Consider the following 20,360-nt stretch of genomic DNA (forward strand, 5'->3'; position numbering starts at 1 on the left):
CTCGCTCTCAGTGTAGCGGAAAATTAACCGCCTGAAAAAAAATCAGTAAAAGCACGCATGGAATTTTTCTTTCAGACAAATAAAGAGTAGAATATGCGCCCTTAAGTTTAAAATGCGTTTGCCTGGTGGTCATTATGGTCATCTAGTGCCACAGAGGATACATATTCATGAGCGTTACCGCTTCATATTTAGATAAATTACGTAACATCGCTATTATTGCCCACGTCGACCACGGTAAAACAACCATGGTTGACAAGCTGTTGCAACAATCCGGAACCTTCGATGCCCGTGCTAAGTTACAAGAACGGATGATGGATTCAAATGCACAGGAGTCAGAGCGGGGTATTACTATCCTGGCTAAGAACACTTCTGTACGTTGGAACGGTTACCATATCAATATTCTGGATACACCAGGACACGCTGATTTCGGTGGTGAAGTAGAACGTGTTTTATCAATGGCTGACTCGGTATTGTTGTTAGTTGATGCGGTTGAAGGCCCTATGCCACAGACGCGTTTCGTAACACAAAAAGCCTTCGCTCATGGTTTAAAGCCTATCGTTGTTATTAATAAAGTTGATAAGCCAGGTGCTCGTGTAGATTGGGTTATCGACCAAGTTTTCGATTTATTCGATAACTTAGGCGCTTCTGATGACCAATTAGACTTCCCGATTGTGTATGCGTCAGGTCTGAATGGCTGGGCTTCATTAGAAGCCGACGTGAAAAAAGACGACATCACAGATTTATTTGAAGCTATCGTCAAGTATGTTGCCCCTCCAGCTGTTGAATTAAATGGCGAAACCCAATTACAGGTTTCTCAGTTAGATTACTCTAGCTACTTAGGCATTATCGGTATCGGCCGCATCAAGCGTGGTTCATTAAAACCGAACCAGCAAGTAACGATCGTGAGTGCTGATGGTACTAAGCGTAACGGTAAAGTAGGCCAAGTATTCGGTTACTTAGGCTTAGAGCGTATCGAAACACAAGAAGCGCAAGCGGGTGATATTGTTGCCTTTACCGGCTTAGGCGAATTAAAAATTTCTGACACCATCTGTAGCACCACTAAGGTTGAACCTTTACCGGCATTACAAGTTGATGAGCCCACCGTTACCATGACTTTCCAAGTCAACACTTCACCTTTCGCGGGTAAAGAAGGTAAGTTTGTTACTTCACGTCAGATTTTAGAGCGTTTACAAAACGAACTGAAACACAACGTAGCTTTACGCGTTGAAGAAACCGAAGACGGTGACAAATTCAAAGTGTCAGGCCGTGGTGAATTACACTTAGGTGTATTAATTGAAAACATGCGTCGTGAAGGTTTTGAGTTAGCGGTTTCTCGGCCAGAAGTGATTATGAAAACCATAGACGGCGTGAAAATGGAACCTATGGAAAACGTGACCATTGACTGTGAAGAACAGCATCAAGGTACCATCATGGAAAAGATGGGCGAACGTAAAGCCGAAATGACCAACATGCAACCAGATGGTAAAGGTCGTAACCGTATGGACTTCCTGATGCCAAGCCGCGGTTTAATCGGTTTCCGTACGGAATTTATGACGATTACTTCTGGTACCGGTTTGATGTACCACAGCTTTGACCATTATGGCCCGCATAAAGGCGGTTCTATCGGTCAACGTATGAACGGCGTGATGATCTCCAATGCGATGGGTAAAGCCGCTGGTTATGCGATTTTCTCTTTGCAAGAGCGCGGCCGTATGTTTATCGGTCATGCTGAAGAAGTGTATGAAGGTCAGGTTATTGGTATTCATAGTCGTAGCAACGATCTGACGGTTAACTGTTTAAAAGGCAAGCAGTTAACTAACGTACGTGCTTCAGGTACTGACGAAGCGATCAACTTAGTCCCACCTATTCGTTATGCTTTAGAGCAAGCGTTAGAGTTTATTGACGACGATGAATTAGTTGAAGTGACGCCAAAGTCAATCCGGATCCGTAAGCGTCATTTAACGGAAAACGACCGTAAGCGTGCAAATCGTAAAGCCGATTAATCGGTAGAGCCGTAATAAAAAAAGCCAGCGAAAGCTGGCTTTTTTTATGTGTAGAAAGCAACCTTAAGGCGCAGCAAACTGCAGCATAAGCCCACACAGATAAGCACCATAAGTGCCGACACCATAACCGAGTACCGCTAATAATACCCCGACCGGCGCGAGTGACGGGTGAAAGGCCGCTGCGACAATGGGAGCCGAGGCCGCACCCCCGACATTCGCTTGGCTGCCCACAGCCAGATAAAACAATGGCGCTTTAATCCACTTTGCCACAATGACCAGTAAACCGGCATGAATGGCCATCCACACTACGCCAACCACAAACATAATGGGGTAATCTAAAATCGCGCGGATATCCATTTGCATACCAATACTGGCCACCAAAATATATAAAAACACTGACGCCATTTTAGATGCGCCTACGGCTTCCAGTTTTCTGAGTTTGGTGTTCGATAATAATAACCCCAGCGTCGTGGCTACCACCACCAACCAGAAAAAGGTACTGGTCAGGCTGTACCTGGCTAATTGTGGCGCTTCTTTGGCTATCCAAGGCGCAATACCATCGGCAGCAAAATGCGCTATGGCTGTGGCACCAAAACCTACCGCAATAATCAACATCAAATCATGCAGTTGCGGTATCCGTGCATGCTGCGCTTGATAGTGTTCGATACGTTGTTTTAACTCACGAATGGCGCTGGTGTCCGCTCCGGTTTTCTTATCAAAACTCTCAGCGCGACTGGCCCAAATTAATAATACCGCCATCCAAATATTCGCCATGATCACGTCAACGGTGAGCATCACCGAAAAAATCGTGTTATCCACTTTAAATACTTCTCTCATCGCGGTTTGATTGGCGCCACCACCAATCCAGCTACCGGCAATGGTGGTCATGCCACGCCAAATATCGCCACCCAGAGCATCAGGCGCAAGGCTACCAACAATTAATAACGCGATGGGCCCACCGATCATAATGCCCAAGGTACCCGTAAAAAACATAATTAAGGCCTTAGGCCCCAACCCTAAAATGGCTTTAAAGTCGACGCTTATTGTAAACAGCACCAAGCTAGCGGGAAGTAAGTAACGTGAAGCGACATGATAAATCGACGAGCCTTCTGCATCGATTAACCCAAAAGTATTTAACAGTGACGGTAAAAAATAGCAAAGTAACAAGGCGGGAACAAAACGATAAAACGCTTGGCAATAACGGTGACTGCTTTGGCTGGTATAAAATACCACCCCCAGAATGACCGTAATGACGCCAAATAACACAGCATCATTGTTAAACAGAACAGCAGAGTTTTGCATGGTGTGGTTTTCCTGAAGTCTTTTGCTTCCTGTTACAGCTTACAACAACAATAACGCAGACAGGGTGGGGCTGGCTAGCATGCGTTTTTAATCGCTATTGAAAAAGCGACCAAAGCGGTAAAAACGAGGTTTGATGGCGGTGAGGGCTGCAAAGCAAAAATTTATGCGCTAATAAATACGAAATCATCTACACTGAATTTTGCATGGCAATAGTTAAACTAAAGATGGCGTGGCATAACTCAGTGGAAACTTGATGCTTATCAAATCCACAACGCGTATTCATCAGTATTATAATAAGCAACAATGCAGGAGAAACAACATGAATAATATTAATCGTCGCAATTTTTTCAAGATCTCTGCCGGTGCAGTGATTGGTATGACCGTGGGTGGCGTTAGCTTAAGAGCTTTTGCTGCCGAGCCGGTAAAGTTAGATGATCCATTAGCGGCCGCCATGAAATACACGCACAAGTCTGAGAAAGCCGATCAGAAATGTGCAAATTGTAGCTTAGCGCAAGGCGCCGATGGTGATGAATGGCGCCCATGTGCTATTTTCCCAGGTAAATTAGTGGCCTCTGAAGGCTGGTGCTCTGCTTGGGTTAAAAAAGCTTAACGATGCCTCCACCTCAACCTGAGTTTAAACCAGAGTGTTTGAACTCAGGTTATTTTGCGGCTGGTTGAGCCGCAATTATAGTCATTCTCTTGAGTTATTCATTCACTTCGTTTGCTGCCTTATCCCTTTATTGTCCTGTCATAAAACAGCCATATCGGCTTGTTAATGTATCTCTTTTAGGATGAAGACAGGTGTGTCATGCGACTTAAACTTACCATTGCTAAACGTGTTGTGCTACTTGGGCTGATCCCCTGCATATTATTAGTGGTGGTGTTATTAGCCAGCTTTTGGGCAGCTACGGTCAAAGACCGCTTATTTCATCAATTATATGCCCAGCACTTGGTGATTTTAACGCATGTGATGACACCGCAAAAACTTTTGCAACAACAAGGTTTAAGCTTGTTACAACAGTATCGAACTGGCTGGATTAGCGCTGAGCAGGCTCAGCAGCAGGTTGAACAATTACTGCTACAGGCAGAACAGCATTGGCAGCAGTTTATCGATCAACGTATAGCCAAAACGGCAGAGGATGCGGTGTTACTTGAACAATTAGACACTGCTTTTGCAAAGGCGATCCAGCATTATCAGCAATGGATAGAGTTTGCTGGTTCAGATGCCTTGTTAGTTAAAATTCTTAATGAATCGACTATTACTTACGAAGTGTCACAGCACATTGCGCCGTTTACGGTGCAAGCAGAGCAGTTTGTGGAACAGCAAATTGCCACCGCTGCCGAAGTACGCGATCAGGCTGAGCAATTAACCTTAGCCATGCTACAGGGTTATTTATATGGCGGTGCAGCTTTATTGCTATTGGTGTTAGCGTTAATTTGGCGCACCCGTGTTGCGGTTAGTCAACCGCTGCAACGGTTGCGTGACATGTTATTGCAATTATCACAGCAGGCTGATCTCACCTTAAGAGCTGATGAGGCAGGTCATGATGAAATTGCAGAGGCGGCCAAAGCGTTAAATCAAATGCTTGGTCGTTTTGCGGTTCTACTACAGCAATTGGGAGCGAGTTCTTCGGCGCTCAGTCAACAAGCCGGCCAAGTACAAACCATTAGTGAGCAAGTCAATACGGGGGCAGGGCAGCAGGCGCATCAAGCCGATCAGCTGGCCTTGGCGGTGTCAGAGATGAGTGCCTCACTAAACCAAGTGGTCAGTCAAACCGCAGCGGCAACCGACAGTGCGACCCGAGCACAACAACTTTGCCAACAAGGCAGTGCTGATGCGTTACTCAGTATGCAAAGCTCAGAGCTTCTTGAGAAAACCATGTTGCGATCGCGCGATTTGATGCGAAGTTTACAAGGCGATGCAGGAAAAATTTCCAGTGTATTGGAAGTGATTGGAAGTATTTCAGAGCAAACAAATTTACTAGCGTTAAATGCAGCGATTGAAGCTGCACGTGCCGGTGAAGCAGGGCGTGGGTTTTCGGTGGTGGCTGATGAAGTGCGAACGTTGTCAGGAAATACTAAGGCGGCGACTGAATCAATCCGCGAGATGATTAATACTTTGCAACAACAAGCTGATCATGCGGTTGCCGCCATTGATCAAGCCTCAGAGCAGGCCGAGAGTAGTGTTTTGCAGACGCGTAACACTGAAGCTGTGTTTCGGGATATTGCGGCAGAAGTCAGCAGGCTAGCCCAATTTAACCAACAAATTGCTTTATCGAGTTTGGGTCAACAGGCGGTGACTTCGCGCTTTGTCAGCGGAATTAGTTTGCTTCATGCGGCAAGTCAGCAACTGCATGATGGTGCCGCACAATCAGCTGAGGCGAGTGAACAACTTTCGGCCGTTGCGGAGCAACTGAGTGCCGGTTGGCGGCAATTTCGAATTCAATAATCTTTACGCAGGTGCAATGACCACCAAGTAAAATAAACAAATTCTTGTTTGTCACATTAATGCAATATTACGCAGGCAGACTACTGGGGTTGAGATAAACTTCTGCAAACTAGGAATGAATTTATGCAAATCAAAAAATTTTCTAAGCTGGCTTTAATCACTGCTTTAAGTATCAGTTTTGCGGCAACTGCGCAAAGTGCCCGTGACACCATTCAAATTGCTGGCTCGTCTACCGTGCTGCCATTCTCATCTATTGCGGCAGAAGAATTTGGCAATAACTTTGCTCAGTTCAAGACGCCTGTTGTGGGCTCAGGCGGTTCTTCAGGTGGTTTGCGTCAGTTTTGCCAAGGCGTTGGTACCAATACTATTGATGTAGCAAACTCATCGCGGAAAATTCGCCCTGCGGAAGTAGAGGCGTGTAACGCCAATGGTGTTAAAAATATTATTGAAGTAAAAATAGGCTATGACGGTATTGTATTTGCCTCACGAGTAGATGCTGGAACCTTTGCTTTAAAACCTGAACATGTTTTTCTAGCGCAAGCAGCGCAAGTGCCACAAAACGGTAAAATGGTTGCGAACCCTTACTCGCGTTGGTCGCAAATTGATAAATCATTACCTGATCAAAGTATCTTGTTAGCCATCCCAGGTTCTAACCATGGTACGCGCGAAGTGTACGAAGAAAAAGTGGTTTTAGAAGGGTGTAAGTCTTTGCCTGAAATCAAAACCATGTCAAAGGATCAGCAGGGTGAATTTTGTTTAGCCATGCGTACTGACGGTGCCGTAGTTGAAATTGCAGGTGATTACACTGAAACCTTAGCGCGTTTACAAGCACAAAAAGACGCGGTGGGCGTATTTGGTTTAAGTTTCTATGAATCGAATCGTGACCGCATTAAAGTGGCCACTGTTGATGGTGTTGTTCCTACCGTTGAGAACATTATTTCAGGCGCCTATCCAGTGTCACGGCCATTGTTTTTCTATGTGAAGGGCGAGCATATTGGCGTGATCCCTGGTTTACAGCAATTTGCTGAATACTTTGTATCGGATGCGGCATCGGGTGAAGCTAGTCCGCTAGAATTTGCCGGTCTGATCCCATTGGCGGACGACGAGCGTGCTGAAATCTTAGCGGCCATTCGTAGTAAAAAGTCACTGTAATTTCAGTATTCTAAAAAAACCACCTGCAAGGTTAATGCAGGTCAGTTAAGCCTCACCGCTAACTGATCAGCATACTTGTAAAGGTGGTTTTTTTTAGTTTGTGCTAAACAATAGGGTTGTTTGCTGTGACTGTCATAAAACTGCAACTTTAGCGCGTTATCCTGCCCCACACTTAATTGTCCTCTGTGCGAAAGCGGAGCTTTGATGAATAATCTGTCTTTAATTTTTGTACTGCTGATCTTCATGGCGATGGCCTATCAATTTGGCATGACTCGTAGCCGGCGCATGGCGGGCGGTCAGAACAGTGCCAGTATGCATTCTCGGCCACATCATTACGGCATGATGGTCGGCTTATGGGCGGTATTACCGCCATTTCTGTTGTTATTATTGTGGAATTGGCTGGCGCCCGGTGTGCTGCAAACGCTGACGTTAGCGACGGTGCCAGCAGAACTGTTAACCGATAGCGAACAAGCTGCGGTAATAATGCGTCGTATTAGTAATTTAGCCAGTAATTTTGGGGTGGTTGCCGAAGCCGCTGATTGGGAAGTGGCTGCAGCAAGTTATTTGTCTGCATTGCAGCAGAAAAGCGCCTTAATGTTAACCGCGTTAATGTTTATCTTGGCATCGCTAGGCTTATTGCTCAGCTTTAAAAAGATCCAACCGTCACTCCGTGCGCGTCATCAAGTTGAAAAAGCCTTGATGGCAGTGTTATTGCTTTGCTCAACCGTCGCCATTTTAACCACGGTTGGCATTGTGTTATCGATGGTGGGCGAAACCTTAAAATTCTTTTCATTTATCAGCCCGGCAGACTTTTTCTTTGGCACTACCTGGAATCCGCGTTTTTCTACCGTAGGTTTAGCCGAAGGGTCGTTAACCGGAAGCCAAGGCAGCTTTGGTTTACTCCCTTTGTTATCGGGCACCTTATTGGTGGCTTTGATTGCCATGTTAGTGGCCATTCCACTAGGTTTGATGGTGGCAATATATCTAGCCGAATACGCCCCACAGCGGGTACGTAATACCGTTAAACCGATTATCGAAGTGTTGGCCGGTATTCCTACGATTGTCTATGGCTTTTTTGCTCTGGTGACCGTTGGGCCTTTTTTTGCTGAGTTCGGGCAAAGCATCGGTATGACGATTCGTGCGACCTCAGCACTGACGGCCGGGGTGGTAATGGGCATTATGATTATCCCGTTTATTTCATCGTTATCCGACGACATTTTAACTCAGGTACCAAAATCCTTGCGTGATGGTTCTTTAGGCTTGGGTGCAACAAAGTCTGAAACCATTCGGCAAGTCGTGTTACCGGCGGCGCTACCCGGCATTGTAGGGGCCGTGTTACTGGCAGTGAGCCGGGCGATTGGCGAAACGATGATTGTGGTGCTTGCCGCAGGTAACAGCCCAAGCTTAACCGCTAACCCGTTTGAAGCCGTCTCGACCGTTACCGTAACCATTGTTAATCAATTAACGGGTGATAACGACTTTGCTAGCCCGCAATCTTTGGTGGCTTTCGCATTAGGTTTAACCCTGTTTGCCATTACCTTGCTGCTGAATATCGTGGCATTGGTGATTGTGCGTAAATACCGTGAACAATACGAGTGATCCCAAATGACGACTGAACTTAACACCGTAACCAACGCGAACAAGGCTTACAGCAAAGTACAGCAACAAGTGGTGCGCTCGTTAAAAAAACGCCATCGCCAAGAAAAGCTATTTAGAACCGCAGGTTTATTGGCGGTATCGGCCAGTATCTTATTAGTGATATTACTGTTTGTGAATATTTTTGCCAAAGGGCTACCGGCGTTTTGGCAGCACAGTATTACCTTGGATATTTACTTTGATCCTGCCATAGTCAAGATCAGCGAAAAGCCGCAACCGCAAGCAGGAGAAACAGAGAACGAGTTTCGGCAGCGTGATTTGGCGTGGCGTTCAGAAGTGGGTTTAGTCAACTTTAATCGGCTTATTTTCCCGGCATTACAGCAAGTGATCCCTGATGCTCAGCAACATCGGCGTGAATTACAACGAATCGTGACCTCCGGTGAGCGGTTCGCGTTGCGTGATTTAGTGATTGCTGACCCTTCGATTATCGGTCAAACCAAAACCTTACACTTGCTCACAGATGCTAATATTGATGTTTGGTTAAAAGGGAATATTGATCGCAGTTTACCCGACGATCAACAGCAGCTCAGTGCCAAAGTTCGCGAATGGGTTGATGCTTTAAAACAGCAAGGCGTCATCAGCAATCGCTTTAGTTTTGCCTTGTTTATGAACCCCGATTCGCGCAGTTCACTGGCCTCGGCGGGGTTAGCTGGTGCTTTTATGGGGTCACTTTATATGATGCTCGTCGTCATTGTGCTCGCCATCCCCATGGGCGTTGCCGCAGCGATTTACTTAGAAGAATTTGCGCCGAAAAATCGCCTGACCGATTTGGTCGAAGTGAACATTAACAATTTGGCCGCGGTGCCCTCTATTGTGTTTGGTTTATTAGGGGCCTCTATTTTTATCGGTTGGTTTAATTTGCCGATGTCAGCGCCGGTTGTGGGGGGGTTAGTGTTGACACTGATGACACTGCCTACTGTTATTATTGCCACGCGTTCGACCTTAAAAGCGATACCACCGTCGATCCGCCAAGCGGCCTTAGGCTTAGGCGCGTCTAAAACGCAGGCGGTGTTTCATCATGTGTTACCGCTAGCCATTCCAGGTATTTTAACCGGTTCGATTATTGGTGTGGCACAAGCCTTAGGCGAAACCGCTCCTTTGCTGCTGATTGGTATGAAATCTTTTGTTGCTTCGGTGCCAGGTAGTGCCATGGATCAAGCAACGGCCTTACCGGTACAAATTTACCTATGGCAAGGCAACGAATTACGGAATTTCTTTGAGGCCCGAACATCGGCCGCTATCATCGTGTTATTGGTGATGATGTTATCTCTGAACAGTTTGGCGATTTGGTTACGCAAACGCTACGAAGTGCGTTGGTAATAAGTAGCAAACAGCCTAAGAATTGAACGAACAGGATTAAACTATGAGTGAAGTAACCATGTTGAACAACGCCGAAAAAATCAAAATGACCGCGCGAGATGTCAAAGTGTTTTATGGCGACAATCAGGCAATCCATGGCATTGATATGGATATCGTTGAAAACGAAGTGATTGCTTTTATCGGCCCGTCAGGTTGCGGTAAATCAACGTTTTTACGTTGTTTAAATCGGATGAACGATACCATCGACATTTGTAAAGTAACCGGCAACATCGCGTTAGATGGCTACAACATTTATGATCCGGCCTTAGACGTGGTGCAGCTTCGCGCCCAGGTTGGTATGGTGTTTCAAAAACCGAACCCTTTCCCAAAGTCGATTTATGAAAATATTGCTTATGGCCCTAAGTTGCATGGCTTAGCCAGTAAAAAATCTGATTTGGATGACATTGTTGAATCCAGCTTGCGCCGTGCTGGTTTATGGGAAGAAGTAAAAGATCGCTTGCATCAACCAGGTACCGGTTTATCGGGTGGTCAGCAACAGCGTTTGTGTATTGCGCGTACCATCGCGGTTAGTCCAGAAGTGATTTTGATGGATGAGCCCTGTTCAGCACTCGATCCAATAGCCACATCGATTATTGAAGAGTTAATCGATGAATTAAAGCAAAACTTTACCATTGTGATTGTAACGCACAATATGCAGCAAGCTGCCCGGGTGTCTGACCGTACGGCATTTTTCCATTTAGGTAATTTGATAGAAATTGGTGGCACTAATGATGTGTTTACCAACCCGAAACAGAAAAAGACCGAAGATTATATCACGGGTCGTTACGGCTAAGCGTCATATTGACATCCAAAACAATAAAGGCGCGAAAGCGCCTTTATTGTTTGTATACAGGGCAATTTATTGTTTTTGTTGATGATCTCTTCAGTTCTTTTGCTATAAAAACAAATAACAAGCTCTAGAGACGATAAAAGTAATAAACTAGAATTGAATGCTATACTGTCATTTATTTGTCATAAAAAAGACTTATTATGCACCACGTCATCAATACTATGGTTGTGAGCATTAGCTACAATAAACCTAATTAACTCGGGTAAACAACATGAAAAAATCATCAATTGCAGTTGCATTAGTTATAGGTTCAGCTGTGAGTACCGTTACTTACGCTGATCCCCTTACCGTATATGGTCAACTGAATGTTTCAGCACAGTCAAGTGATGAAGGGGAAGGGCGTTTCTCTGAACTGAAAAGCAATAGTTCACGATTTGGTTTGAAAGGTGATTTTGCACTAGACGGTGGTATGACGTTGGTTTACCAAGTGGAATGGGCAGTTGATTTGGCGGATGTTAGCGGAGGCGAGAACATTACGTCTCGAAATCAATATGTCGGTTTAAAAGGAAATTTTGGTGAAGTGCGTTTAGGGCGTCATGATACAGCACTAAAAGATGCGCAAGGTAAAATTGACTTATTCAGTGATTATGAAGCTGACGTAAAAGCGTTGTGGCGTGGTGAAGTACGAGCCAGCAATTCAGTGACTTATTACACCCCTAAATTTAATGGTTTCGGCATGCATTTAACTTATGTCATGGAAGATGCAGCAGATGCTGAAGATGCTTACTCTGCATCAGTTTATTACGGTGACGAAAACCTGAAAGACAGCGATTATTATGCTGCTGTATCAATGGATTCTGAGGTAGCGGGTTATGATACTCTGCGTTTACAAACCCAATTTAAAGCCGCTGATTTTAAACTTGGCGCGATGCTTCATTCACAAGAGAATATTACCACGGGTGTAGAGCAAGATGGCTGGTTAGTTAGCGCAGCTTATCCAGTGGGTAAAACAGAACTTAAAGCACAGTATCAAACCTTAGAAGATGATGATGCAGTCAGCGTGGGTGCAGATTACAAAGCAGGTAAAAACACCACTTTATATGCTTGGTACAGCAGCTTTAACTTTGATATGACAAACCCTGATCGTGATTACATCGCGGTGGGAATTAAGCATAAGTTTTAATTTTAATGCCTTCTTAGCCGGTCACTGGCCGGCTTATTTTTTAACTTCCCTCTTTTTTTAAATCAAATTCTCATATCAAAACAACTTTTAATAGCTCACAGCTCTTAAATTGTCTTATTTTTGTCATGCATGTAATAACTATTTTTAAATATTTAATTTTTTCAATGGTTTATATTTAGCAAGATTCATCAAATTGTCATAATGCTGTGTTAGACAGCGGCGGCTTCTGTGTTTATAGTAATTTCAGGTTAACAACAGAGGTCTAACCAATGAAAAAATATCTTCCTGTAGTAATGGTCATTTCTACCCTAGCGCTATTATCCGGGTGTTCAACTATCGGCACTGCTGATTATGCCTATGAAACAGACGAACAACGGCTGCAAGAGGCAACCGCGTTAACGCGCACTAGCCCACATGTTGGCCATGTTGTTTGGTTAAATCCGCCACAAAAACGAGTAAAAGTAACAGATACCGCTAAGCAGCAGTAAAAAAGTAAGTTGAAGCTAGAGGCTAATTCAAAGGTATCGGTATAAGTGTTAGTAAAAATAAAGCCCGCAGTAAACAACCGTAAAACAGGGAAAAGTTAAGGTTGTGCCAACTGCAGGCTGAGTTTTTTGCTTAATATTTGTAGGAAAAGCTCAACGAGTAACTTTGGCCTTCTGTACGCTTTTGTAAGATCTCGCCTTGCTGTAAGATTTCGACATCTTCATCTAGCAGATTTTTCAGGCCTAATTTAACGCTGATATTGCTATTCGGTGCATAGCTGTATGTCACATCTAACGAATTAAACGGCTGTTCGAAAGCATCGTCTTTACCATTGACCCCAGCAAAAGCAATACGCTTGCCAAACACATTATAGGTTAGGGTTGCATTGTGCTTATCGTTATCCGAATCAAAGCCAAGCTGCAAATTGGCGACATACTTAGAATGACCACTTAAACCCCGCTCTAAATTGGTTAAATTTGCCCCAGGGAAGCGCTGAATGGTAATTTCTGACTCACTCAACGTTAAGTTGCCTGCTAGGAAAAAGTTATCGGCAATCTGACCGATTGAGCCGTTAAACATATCAAGCTGCTGTAAAAACTCGGCTTCGACGCCATATAATTTGCCGCTTTCGGCATTTCGAAATGACATCAGTAAGTTACCGTCAGAACCGGATAGTTCAATTGCTTCAATCGGGTTATCCAAGTCTTTATAGAACAAACCTACACTGTAGTTACTGTTATCGTAATACCACTCTAAACGCACATCGGCACTGTTTATGTCGGTACTGGTTAAACCGCTAAAGCCCGTCACTTTAAAGTCGGTTAGCGGGTCGACATACAATACTGGTGTAACTTCACGTAGATCGGGCCGTACAACCGTTTTGCTGTAACCAAAGCGCGCTTGTAAATCGTCATTCACAAACCAAGTTAGTGATAGCGCGGGATAAAACCCATCTTCTACTAACACCGAATCGGTGACATTACCGCTAATCTGCCCATCAGCTGTTAAGGGTAGCGACACTTGTTTAAAGTCTTCGTAGCGTACGCCTAGATTCAACCGGAACAGATAGTCGTAATTTATCTCTAGTGCGGCATAACCCGCATCGATCATTTGGGCGGCTAAGTAATCATCAGCTTGAGTAGTGACGTTTGATATCTTAAAGCGATTGCTCGAATCTAAGATATTGTTATCAGTAAAAATATCGGAAAAGCTGCCAGATAACTGTTGAAGGCTAAAACCAACGGTATCAAAATTAAAGCGGTCGGTTTGGGCATCACGATTGCGTTCAAAATAATTGTAACCTGTCGAGAAAGTGATTTCTGCTTTTCCCAGCGTCATGGGTAAGTGTGCATTCCAGCTTAAGTTTTCAGTATTATCTTGCATATCACCAAAGCTGTAGGTGACGGCATTTTGATTGCGTCGTAAAAACGAAAATACTGAGCCGTCGGCTTGCGTTTCATTTAAGTAACGGTATTCAACTTGACCTGGGGCATAACGCCGTGCCTTGGCATCGGTATATTGCCAGTCAATTGCCAGGTCCCACAGTGACGGTAAATTATGTCGGCCACGTAACTGATTGCTCAGCATGGTGCGCTCTTCATAAGTTAGGCTGGTGTCGGTATTAAAACGGTTGGTTTCGTTGATGGTTTCGATACTGTCACCGTTTTTGATCTTAATTTCATCTTTAGTATCGCGCAGATAAATCGTTGAGGTTTCTAAACGATGATCGACGCCGAGTTCTAAACCAAAATTAAGCATGCCTGACATTTTGATCTGATGCTCTGTGCCGCGGATGTCGTCGTAGCGATTTAGCGGTGTTAGCGACTCACCTGAAATGGAGTAATAACGCTCTTGTTCTTCAATATTTTGGGTGGCACGATCGTAGCTAAAGCCCGACATTACGCCAAATACGACATTTTTTGCCAGATCAAACCGACTACCAAAAGAGACACTGCCATCAAAGTCGGGTTTAACTGAGGTGCGGTGAATATCGATATCACGATTAAATGCAGTACCCAGTTCACGCACGATGGTTTCGGCTTGGGCAAGATTGCTGGCGTTGATGCCACCTAGCGCTTCAGCAATGTTTATTGGGGTTAATATCCCAAATTGACGTTGTGCTGTGGCGAGGTCGGCAGAAATAGCGCGAGTGCCATCATCTTTACCATGCCAATCATCGCCGCCACCAGCATAGCTGAAGCCATCAGCACTATTTAAGCTGTTATAGCCTGTGCCTACCGCAACGTTAAAGGTGGTTTGCAGGGGTATTGCTGCGGTGCGAATATTGACATTACCGCCACCAAAGGCAGCAGGAAGTTCAGGAGAATAGGCTTTTTGTACCACTAAACTTTCGATAATGCCTGCCGGAAACATATCTAGCGGGATCACGTTACGGGTTGGATCTGGGCTGGGTACCAAGGCACCGTTTAACAGCGTGCTAGAGTAACGTTCGCCTAAACCGCGAACATAAATAAACTTGTCTTTAACCAGTGTTAAACCGGTTACACGACTCAGTGCGGTGGCGGCATTGCTATCACCTGCGCGCGAAATTTGCTCCATACCCAGTAATTCTGCGACATAGGGTTGTTCTCTACGCTCTGCCGCGGCGGCTGCAGCGGAGCTCATCAAGCGGCCTGATACGGAGATCCGTTCAAGTTCCTCAGTTTCAGTTTGAGGTGCAGGAGCACTATCTTGCGCCTTGGCATGTATGGGTAATAAGGTTGTCGTGGTGCTCAGGGCCAGCATGACACTCAGGCCTACACGACTTAAACTTAATTTTTGTTTGCTGCTCATCTGAACATTGTCCTATCAGCTTTTAAACGTTACTGGCGATGGCCTTGAGATGGCCTAAAAAGAGCAGCACAACCGCGTCATTTGGGTTGTGCTGCAAGGGAGTTAGTCGTCTAAGCCAACTGACCAACCTGCGGTCCAATCGTTACCGGGCTTAACAGCACCAATAAAGTCAACGGCTTCAAAGAAGCTGCTAACGGCTGTCATATCTTTAGGTGTGGTAGTGTCGATAGTGAAAATACCGTCCAACACCGCCGCTTGATTAGACGCGAAGCTGTTGCCTGCTTGATTTAAAAACCATTGCTCTGTCGTGGTGTTGCTATCGACAGTGCCTTTGGTCGCTTCAGTGGGGCAAGCAATAACGCTGTTGGTAAGAGTGAGTGAACCGGCAGCCGCTAACGCGCGCGACTCATTTGATTCAATTTCTAAACATTCACCCATGCCCATTGGGCCAGTAATCACAAAGTTTGCTAACTGTGCATTAGTGCCAGCGCGAAGCAATACGCCTTCAGAATCATCATCACCGTCAAAGGTATTGCCGATAATGGTCATATTGGCAATAACTGGGTTAGAAATCGGTAAGGCGCCGAAATTACCTGATTGGTTATCCGCTTCGATACCGCGGTTCGCTTTAGCGCCATCTGCAGCATGCTTAACAATGACAAACTGCATGTTGCCACGCCAGCCGTCAGCCCAATCTACTGAGTCATCTCCGTTCGCGGTTAACACCACATTCTTACAGCTAACCGCGCCACCGAAGAACTCGACACCGTCATCGACGTTCTGGTGCACTTGGATATTGCTACATTGGGTAGCTGAACCCACGCCGGCGAAAGTAATACCGTTTAATTCATTATCAGGAATAACTTCAAAACCGGCGTGTTTTACCACCACATAATTCAATACGCCGCTGTTATCTTCCCAGTTAGCGCCGCCGTAGTTGCCCGCATCGCCTTCTGCAGCAACTTGGCAATTAGTCAGGTTAGTTTGATCACATTTGTTGCTAGGCGCATTACCTAGTAAGACTAAGCCACCCCATTGGCCTGCGGCTGTGGGTGAGCCAATCACATCTTGCACTGACGTCATAACGATAGGGTTTGCCGCGGTGCCATTGGCATTAATTTTTGAACCACGACTGACCACTAAGAAGTCAGCACCAGACTTACCGTATAAGGTGACACCCGGTTGAATGGTTAACGTGGCGTTGTTTTGATTATCTTGTCCAACACGCACTCGGCCGTTTAATACATAATCTGCACCGGCTGCAAGCGTAACATTCGCTGTAATATCGCCAGACAACTGGCAATTTAAACGACCCGTTAAGCTGTTGACAGCAGTGGTCCCTGCTGGGCAGGCTGCTAAGTCGTCATCGGGGTGTAAGCCAATTGTCCAACCAGTTGTCCAATCATTCATGCCATCAAAAGCACCAATGTAATTTACAGTATCAAACCAAGGGTCAACGTTATTCGCCACGTTGTAGCCATTACCTAGGGCAGGTGAGTTAGGTGCAGGAATATAGCCGCCTAACAATGCGTCTGTAACCATATTGCCAGGCTGAGCGCGAAACCAGGTTTCAGCGTTTAATGTAATGTTGCCGCTAGCATCAACTGAGTTTTTAAATGGCTCGGCACAATCAAGAATAGAATTACGGAAGACGATTTCGCCATTACCCGCGTTAGTGATGGTTTCGTCGGAGTTGATTTCAAAACATTCGCCCATACCAGTTGGGCCAGTAACAATGACATTGTATAACTCACCGGCAGTGCCAGCGCGCAGTAAGATACCTTCAGAATCATCTTCACCATCAAAGTTGTTGCCGATGATGGTCAGGTTAGCAATTTGCGGTTTAGACACCGGTGTGGCGGTGAAGTTACCAGATTGATTATCCGCTTCGATGCCCCGGTTGGCCTTGGTATCATTTGGGTTATGGCGGATCAATACATGCTGCATACGACCTTGCCAGCCATCAGCCCAGTCTAAAGAGTCATCGCGGTTACCGGTTAACACCACATATTTAGCATCGACAGTACCGCCAAAAAACTCCACGCCATCATCTAAGTTGTTATGAACTTGAATGTATTCGACGGTGGTGCCACGCCCCACACCCGCAAAGGTAATACCATTAAGCTCGTTATCCGGGATCACTTCAAAACCAGCATAACGTACTTGCACATAGCGCAGTGCACCGCTGTTATCCTCTGGGTCGTTACCGCCATAGGGGCCGGCTTCGCCTTCTGCTTCAACCTGACAGCTGGCCAAGTTGGCTTGATCACATTTATTCGTTGGGGCTTTACCGAGTATGACTAAACCACCCCATTCAGCAGCTGATTCTTCATCAGACAGTCCTAACATATCGTTTACCGATGTCATAATGATGGGGGCTGCAGCTGTACCGATGGCTTGAATTTTTGAACCCCGAGCGACCACTAAATAATCGGCGCCGCTTTTACCAAATACATAAGTGCCCGGTTCAATAGTCAGGGTAGCACTATTGCTATTGTCATTACCCACGGTCACTTTGCCACTGAGTGACCAAGCAATATCGGCGGTTAAGCGCACATCACTGGTAATAGCACCACTGATTTCGCAAACAGTTTTGGTTACACCGGCCAAGCTACTAGCTTGTGTCGCAAACGTTGGGCAATTACTGATTGCCGGAGGAGGGGTATTGCCACCGCCATCTGTTGCATTGTCTGTTGCGCCGGTATTAACAACTAAATCACCACCACACCCTGCGAGAATGAGTGCGGATGTGATTGCGCTCAGTTTTAATAATTTGCGTAAAGCCATGAAGATTTCTCCGTATCTATTTTGATTAGTGAGCAATAAGAATGAATGTGCGGCTAACTTAGCTTGCGGCTATGACGCTTTTATTACAGATGAGCGAGAGGGGGGGGGATGAAATTGGAACATGCAGATATATCAAGGCTTTCAGCCCTGCTTGCCATAAATAATTCATGTAACTGTCATAAATTTCTACGCATTTTTGGTAAAACCCTTGAGGTGTTTGTTAGCGTCATCAAGCAAGTGGGTGAGCAAAAACAGAAAGGATGCTATATTTCATAAAAATGTCATATTTTGATTGGATACTGGCACTTATAGGTAAATAACCATTACACAGGTGAATAAATGTCGTCGCGTAAAATTCTCGTTGTAGAAGATGAAGCTCCAATCCGAGATATGTTGTGTTTTGTACTAGAGCAAAATGGTTACCAAGCCGCTACTGCCGTTGATTTCAACAGTGCGGTAGAGATGTTGGTTGAACCTTATCCTGATCTCGTTTTACTCGATTGGATGTTACCAGGTGGCAGTGGCATTCAGTTTGCCAAGAAAATGAAGCAGCATGAGATCACCCGTACTATCCCGATCATTATGTTAACGGCACGCGGTGAAGAAGAAGATAAAATTCGAGGTTTAGAAGTGGGTGCTGATGACTATGTTACTAAACCATTTTCACCCAAAGAGTTGATGGCACGCATTAAAGCGGTGATCCGTCGGGTTGCACCCACCAGTTTAGATGATGTGATTGAAGTGCAGGGATTGAAGCTCGATCCAGTATCGCACCGTGTCACCTCAGCCGAGCAGCCTTTAGACATGGGGCCAACTGAGTTTCGTTTATTGCATTTCTTTATGACGCATCAAGAGCGAGTCTATAGCCGCGAGCAATTACTTGATCACGTTTGGGGCACCAATGTTTATGTTGAGGATCGCACCGTGGATGTACACATACGACGCTTGCGTAAAGCGATTGCCTTTAACGGTCATGACAGGTTAGTGCAAACAGTGCGCGGATCTGGCTACCGCTTTTCGGCTAAGTAAGCGCCCATGCGTTTATTGCTGTCTAAAAAGACACTGCTAAGCAAAGCCTTGCTGCAGTATGGTTTGGCAGCTTTTGTCGGTTGGATCTTTGGTGAAATATTACTGGCTTTGCTGGTTGTCAGTGTATTTCAGCTAGCCTGGCAGTATAAACATATCTTTTTACTTGATAAATGGTTATGGCGTGATCGAAAGCTAACACCGCCAGCAGGTGATGGTAGCTGGCAACAAATCTTCGACGGTATTTATTTTCAGCAACGGCGCGAGCGGCGTAAACGCAAAGAATTACGAACCTTAGTCCGGCGTTTTCGAGATGGCGCTGAAGCCCTGCCTGAGGCAGTGGTGGTGCTTAGTGAAGACTGGAGTATCATTTGGTGTAACAAACTGGCGCAAATACTGATGGGCTTACGCTGGCCAAGCGATGAAGGGCAGCGTATTGATAATTTAATTCGCTCGCCTGAGTTTCATCAATACCTTAAAGAACAACGTTTTCAACAGCCGTTAGAAGTCTTGTCGCCTACCTCATCCAATCTGGTGCTTGAATGTAAAATGATGCCTTACGGTAAGGCGCAATTTCTGCTGATCGTCCGCGATATCAGCCAATTAAAGCAGTTAGAGCAAATTCGCAAAGACTTTGTCGCCAATGTATCGCATGAGTTACGTACGCCATTGACCGTGCTGCAAGGCTACTTAGAAATGATGGATGCCGATTGCCAACCGCCACCGGCGATCTGGCCTAAAGCCCATACTGTTATGCTAGAACAAACGCGGCGCATGGACAGTTTAGTGCAGCAGTTATTAACCTTATCGCGGATTGAGGCGGCGGCAAGAGTGCAGTTTGAATTAGAGGTTGATGTACCCGCCATGCTGCATTTAATTGAACACGAAGCCGAAACTTTGAACCGAGAAAAACAGCATCAATTACACTTTAATATTGATGACAGCTTAAAAGTGACGGGGGTATCGGAAGAATTACGCAGTGCGTTCTCGAATCTAGTGACCAATGCGATTAAATACACACCGGCTAACGGCATTATTCATATTAGTTGGCAGCGTGAGCATCAAAAAGCACTTTTTACTGTAACCGATAATGGTGAAGGTATTGCCGCCAATCATGTGAAACGACTGACCGAACGCTTTTACCGCGTAGATCAGGCGCGTGCTCGTCATACCGGGGGCACCGGTTTAGGTTTAGCCATCGTTAAACATGTGCTGTCACGTCATAATAGCCAGCTAATGATTTTTTCAGAGCCGGGTGAAGGCAGTACTTTTTCTTTTGCACTGCCGCCAGAGTTAGTGCTGAATATGCAAAGTACGAAAAGACTCTCTAAGCCAAATTAACACTTTTCATTGAGGCTTAAGCTGATGGGTTGG

Annotated in this window: 14 protein-coding genes; 11 read left to right on the top strand and 3 right to left on the bottom strand. The window is 45.4% G+C overall.

Features of this window, described 5'->3' with window-relative positions; translation table 11 throughout:
- The first annotated feature begins 167 nt into the window (after positions 1 to 167).
- Positions 168 to 2,003, top strand: a complete 1,836-nt coding sequence (gene typA, locus ACUJFL_RS03995; RefSeq protein WP_226749446.1) for a translational GTPase TypA — start codon at positions 168 to 170, stop codon at positions 2,001 to 2,003.
- A 63-nt stretch (positions 2,004 to 2,066) separates the two neighbouring features.
- Here the strand turns inward: typA and ACUJFL_RS04000 are convergent, their stop codons facing one another.
- Positions 2,067 to 3,305, bottom strand: a complete 1,239-nt coding sequence (locus ACUJFL_RS04000; protein WP_445428565.1) for a DUF819 family protein — start codon at positions 3,303 to 3,305, stop codon at positions 2,067 to 2,069.
- A gap of 319 nt (positions 3,306 to 3,624) precedes the next feature.
- On the opposite strand from ACUJFL_RS04000, the gene ACUJFL_RS04005 reads away from it, so the two are divergent.
- From ACUJFL_RS04005 to ACUJFL_RS04040, 8 genes are all read left to right on the top strand, one after another.
- A complete protein-coding gene (locus tag ACUJFL_RS04005; protein WP_226749448.1) occupies positions 3,625 to 3,915 on the top strand; it encodes a high-potential iron-sulfur protein in 291 nt (96 codons plus the stop codon).
- Between the two features lie 198 nt (positions 3,916 to 4,113).
- Positions 4,114 to 5,754 (top strand): methyl-accepting chemotaxis protein, encoded by a 1,641-nt coding sequence (locus ACUJFL_RS04010; protein WP_445428566.1) that lies wholly within the window; start codon positions 4,114 to 4,116, stop codon positions 5,752 to 5,754.
- A 123-nt stretch (positions 5,755 to 5,877) separates the two neighbouring features.
- On the top strand, positions 5,878 to 6,906 hold the full coding sequence (locus ACUJFL_RS04015; RefSeq protein ID WP_445426189.1) for a substrate-binding domain-containing protein: 1,029 nt from the start codon (positions 5,878 to 5,880) through the stop codon (positions 6,904 to 6,906).
- 204 nt (positions 6,907 to 7,110) lie between these two features.
- On the top strand, positions 7,111 to 8,505 hold the full coding sequence (pstC, locus tag ACUJFL_RS04020) for a phosphate ABC transporter permease subunit PstC (RefSeq protein ID WP_445428567.1): 1,395 nt from the start codon (positions 7,111 to 7,113) through the stop codon (positions 8,503 to 8,505).
- A 6-nt stretch (positions 8,506 to 8,511) separates the two neighbouring features.
- Positions 8,512 to 9,882, top strand: coding sequence for a phosphate ABC transporter permease PstA (gene pstA / locus ACUJFL_RS04025; protein ID WP_226749451.1), 1,371 nt, complete (start codon positions 8,512 to 8,514; stop codon positions 9,880 to 9,882).
- Between the two features lie 43 nt (positions 9,883 to 9,925).
- A complete protein-coding gene (gene pstB / locus ACUJFL_RS04030) occupies positions 9,926 to 10,714 on the top strand; it encodes a phosphate ABC transporter ATP-binding protein PstB (protein ID WP_226749452.1) in 789 nt (262 codons plus the stop codon).
- Positions 10,715 to 10,982: 268 nt separating this feature from the next.
- Positions 10,983 to 11,894: a porin gene (locus ACUJFL_RS04035; protein ID WP_445428568.1), complete on the top strand. Its 912-nt coding sequence runs from the start codon at positions 10,983 to 10,985 to the stop codon at positions 11,892 to 11,894.
- A 269-nt stretch (positions 11,895 to 12,163) separates the two neighbouring features.
- Entirely contained in the window at positions 12,164 to 12,382 is a 219-nt protein-coding gene (locus tag ACUJFL_RS04040) for a hypothetical protein (RefSeq protein WP_445428569.1), read from the top strand.
- Positions 12,383 to 12,512: 130 nt separating this feature from the next.
- Here the strand turns inward: ACUJFL_RS04040 and ACUJFL_RS04045 are convergent, their stop codons facing one another.
- Both ACUJFL_RS04045 and ACUJFL_RS04050 read right to left on the bottom strand, forming a co-directional pair.
- Positions 12,513 to 15,173, bottom strand: a complete 2,661-nt coding sequence (locus tag ACUJFL_RS04045) for a TonB-dependent receptor domain-containing protein (RefSeq protein WP_445428570.1) — start codon at positions 15,171 to 15,173, stop codon at positions 12,513 to 12,515.
- A gap of 102 nt (positions 15,174 to 15,275) precedes the next feature.
- Positions 15,276 to 17,960: a hypothetical protein gene (locus ACUJFL_RS04050; RefSeq protein ID WP_445428571.1), complete on the bottom strand. Its 2,685-nt coding sequence runs from the start codon at positions 17,958 to 17,960 to the stop codon at positions 15,276 to 15,278.
- Between the two features lie 339 nt (positions 17,961 to 18,299).
- Here ACUJFL_RS04050 and phoB point away from each other — a divergent pair, with 339 nt between their 5' ends.
- Positions 18,300 to 18,989 (top strand): phosphate regulon transcriptional regulator PhoB, encoded by a 690-nt coding sequence (phoB, locus tag ACUJFL_RS04055; protein WP_445426197.1) that lies wholly within the window; start codon positions 18,300 to 18,302, stop codon positions 18,987 to 18,989.
- Positions 18,990 to 18,995: 6 nt separating this feature from the next.
- A complete protein-coding gene (phoR, locus tag ACUJFL_RS04060; RefSeq protein WP_226749459.1) occupies positions 18,996 to 20,327 on the top strand; it encodes a phosphate regulon sensor histidine kinase PhoR in 1,332 nt (443 codons plus the stop codon).
- Positions 20,328 to 20,360: the final 33 nt, after the last annotated feature.

This window comes from Alishewanella sp. HL-SH05, assembly GCF_052655985.1.